Genomic DNA, 3,140 nt, shown 5'->3' with positions numbered 1-3,140 from the left:
GACGTCGCGGACCCACCCCCCAGGAGTCGACATGTCCTCGCGCACCCTCCGCCCCTCCCGAGTCACGACCGTCGCGGCTGCCCTGGCTGCCGTCGGCGCCCTGGCCGTCCCCGTGGCACCCGCGGTCGCCGCCGGGTCGCCCCGCAGCACCGAGCCCCGCAGCGCCGAGCCGCGCGCCACCGAGCCGCGCGCCACCGAGCCGCGCGCCACCGAGCCGCGCGTCACCGAGCCGCGTCACGAGCAGGGCACCCTGCCCGACGGTTCCACCTGGGACATCGCGGTCCCGGCCGGCTGGAACGGCGACGTCATCCTGTTCAGCCACGGGTTCCGCACCGGCGCGGTCAACCCCACCGTGGACGCCGGGTTCGCCCCCACCTCGGCGGCCCTGCAGGCACGCGGGTATGCCGTGGCGCAGTCGTCATACGCCCGGACCGGATGGGCGCTCGGCAGCGCCGTCGACGACCAGCTCGGCGTGCTCGCCGAGTTCAAGGCGCGCATCGGCGAGCCGCGTCGCACGATCGCCTTCGGCCGGTCCATGGGAGGGCTGGTGAGCAGCCTGCTGGCGGAGCGACGCGACGCTGACATCGACGCGGCAATCAGCACCTGCGGACTGCTCGGCGGCGGGCTCAACCTCAACAACTACCAGCTCGACGGGCAGCAGGCCGTCGCCTCCCTGCTGCTGCCCGGCGAGGACGTGCGGCTCACGAAGTTCGCGTCCGTGGAGGAGGCGGCGGCCAACGCCCAGCGGCTGGTCGACGCCGTCAAGGCGGCCCAGGCCACCCCGCAGGGACGCGCCCGGATCGCGCTCGCCGCATCCCTGATGAACATGCCGACGTGGGCGACAGGTGCCACCCCGCCCAAGGCGCGCGACGCCGTGGCCGTCGAGCAGGCGCAGTACACCTACCTGATCGGGTCGCTGACGATGATGATGACGCGGCGCGTCGACATCCAGGAGGTCTCGGGCGGGGACAGCGGGTGGAACAAGGGGGTCGACTACGCCCGGCTCCTGCGCCGCAGCGACCAGGCGGGCAACGTGGCTCGGCTCTATCGCTCGGCGGGCCTCGACCTCAAGCAGGACCTGCGGCAGATCACCAGCGACGCCGACGTGACGGCCGATCCCGCGGCGGTGACCTGGCTGAAGCGCACGTCCGCCCCGACCGGCCGGCTGCGCGTGCCGGTGCTGACGATGCACACGGTGGCGGACCCGGCCGCGCCGGTGGAGTACACGAGCGAGTACGCGACGAAGGTGAAGCGAGCCGGCTCCGGCGCGCTCTTGCGCCAGGCCTACGTGCAGCGCACGGGGCACTGCACGTTCACGCCTGCCGAGAACGTCGCCGCGGTGCAGGCGATGCAGGAACGCCTCGACACCGGTCGATGGACCGGCGCCGTGAGGCCTCGGTCGCTGCAGCGGGTCGCCGAGGCGGCGAACCTGGCCGGCGCAGCCTTCGTGAGCTATCGACCGGGCGCGTTCGTCAACGACCGGGCCGACCGCGACCCCTACGGCCCGCGTCGCTGACGCCGGTGGTCTGACCCTCGACACCCTCGGCGAGGTCCGACGGTTGCGCGCTCAGACGGAGCGCAGCACCGCCGTGACCTTGCCGAGGATCGTCGCCTGCTTGCCGTCGATCGGCTCGAAGGCGGGGTTGTGCGGGAGCAGCCACGGGTGACCGAGCTTGCGCTTGAAGGTCTTGACCGTGGCCTCGCCGTCGATCATCGCGGCGACGATGTCGCCGTTGTCGGCGTCGGGCTGCTGGCGCACGACGACCCAGTCGCCGTCGCAGATGGCGGCATCGACCATGGAGTCCCCGACCACCTTGAGCAGGAACAGCTGGCCCTCGCCCACGACCTGGCGGGGGAGCGGGAAGACGTCCTCGACGACCTCCTCCGCCGTGATCGGGACACCGGCGGCGATCCGACCGAGGACGGGCACGTATGACGCCTGGGGCCGCTGGTCGCGCGTGCCCGTCACGTCGGTGCTGTCGTCGGCGTCGGTGTGGAACGCCTCGGGAGCCCAGTCCGGGGAGACGACCTCGATGGCTCGGGGGCGGTTGGGGTCGCGGCGCAGCATGCCCTTGCGCTCGAGGGTCTGCAGCTGGTGCGAGACGCTGCTGACGCTGGCGAGACCCACGGCGTCGCCGATCTCGCGGATGCTCGGCGGGTAGCCCCGGCGCTCGACCGTGTCGCGGATGAACTCCAGGATCTTGCGCTGGCGGACGGTGAGGCGCTGCCCGCCGTCGCGCTCCGGCAGGTTGGTGACCTTGGCCATCGTGCTCGCTCCCTCGATGCCGGCAGGGCCCCTGACCTGCAGTGATGTGCGGTGGAGACACTCGGGGCGGGGGGTGTGTCAGTGGTGCCTGGTTGAGTATCTCCCGTGGCCACCAAGGCTACCGGGGTCGAAGGCGTGTTTCAAACACTCGTTCGACGCGAGTCTTCACATCAGCCCCGGGGATGCTGTACTTTCGTACAAGCGTTCTATCGAACGGATGAGCGAGCCACCCCGGCTCGTCGAGAAGGAGGACCCAATGAGTGCAGCTGTTGCGTGGGACGACACCATCGCCCCGGCACGTGTGCCCGGCCGTCCCCGACTGCACCTGGTGCCGACCGGCGATGCCGTCCCGGCCCGTGCACCCCGTCGCCTGCGCTTCACGCGGCGCGGGCGGCTCGCGATGACCCTCACCGTGGCGGTGCTCGTCGCCGTCGCGGCGTTCTCCGCCTGGTCGTCGCTGGCCACCGCGGCGCCCGCCGGCACGGCCGCGCACGTCGTGACCGTCGAGGGCGGCCAGAGCCTGTCCGAGATCGCGGCCCGTGAGATGCCCGGCGTCCGCACGGACGACGCCGTCCTGCGCCTCGTCAAGGCCAACCACCTGCAGAACGACCAGATCATGACCGGCCAGACCCTGGTCGTGCCGGCGTCCTGATCGGGCCGATCTCCCTTCCTTTCCGCCGGGAGCAAATCCGTCCGCTGGGACGTTGACGCTCACGAACGGCCCCGACCGATGTTGCGCCAGAGGGCATCCGGGCACGTCGCACGTGCTCGCTGCAAGACCCTCGGCGCCCATCGCCGTCCGGCGGACGCGGTCGCCTGTCGCAGCAGGCGGGCGGGGCCCATGACCTGCGTCGTGGCGGTCACCATCAGGGGG

At 72.2% G+C, this 3,140-nt stretch carries 3 protein-coding genes; 2 read left to right on the top strand and 1 reads right to left on the bottom strand.

Annotated features, from left to right (window positions below; translation table 11 throughout):
• Nucleotides 1–31 precede the first annotated feature (31 nt).
• Complete coding sequence (locus tag B2P18_RS11825) at nt 32–1,516, top strand: alpha/beta hydrolase family protein (protein ID WP_286959815.1); 1,485 nt, start codon at nt 32–34, stop codon at nt 1,514–1,516.
• Nucleotides 1,517–1,567: 51 nt separating this feature from the next.
• On the opposite strand, the gene lexA is transcribed toward B2P18_RS11825, so the two are convergent.
• A complete protein-coding gene (lexA, locus tag B2P18_RS11820) occupies nt 1,568–2,266 on the bottom strand; it encodes a transcriptional repressor LexA (protein WP_029211682.1) in 699 nt (232 codons plus the stop codon).
• 256 nt (nt 2,267–2,522) lie between these two features.
• On the opposite strand from lexA, the gene B2P18_RS11815 reads away from it, so the two are divergent.
• On the top strand, nt 2,523–2,918 hold the full coding sequence (locus B2P18_RS11815) for a LysM peptidoglycan-binding domain-containing protein (protein ID WP_029211681.1): 396 nt from the start codon (nt 2,523–2,525) through the stop codon (nt 2,916–2,918).
• Nucleotides 2,919–3,140 lie beyond the last annotated feature (222 nt).

Origin of the sequence: Arsenicicoccus sp. UBA2120 (assembly GCF_002330965.1) — a bacterium.
Lineage (GTDB): Bacteria > Actinomycetota > Actinomycetes > Actinomycetales > Dermatophilaceae > Arsenicicoccus > Arsenicicoccus bolidensis.
This window is presented reverse-complemented; position numbering and strand designations above follow the sequence as displayed.

What these genes read in the sequence shown, in the direction of transcription:
- B2P18_RS11825 (WP_286959815.1), top strand. Translation starts at nt 32, where the DNA reads ATGTCCTCGCGCACCCTCCGCCCCTCCCGAGTCACGACCGTCGCGGCT.
- lexA (WP_029211682.1), bottom strand. Translation starts at nt 2,266, where the DNA reads ATGGCCAAGGTCACCAACCTGCCGGAGCGCGACGGCGGGCAGCGCCTC.
- B2P18_RS11815 (WP_029211681.1), top strand. Translation starts at nt 2,523, where the DNA reads ATGAGTGCAGCTGTTGCGTGGGACGACACCATCGCCCCGGCACGTGTG.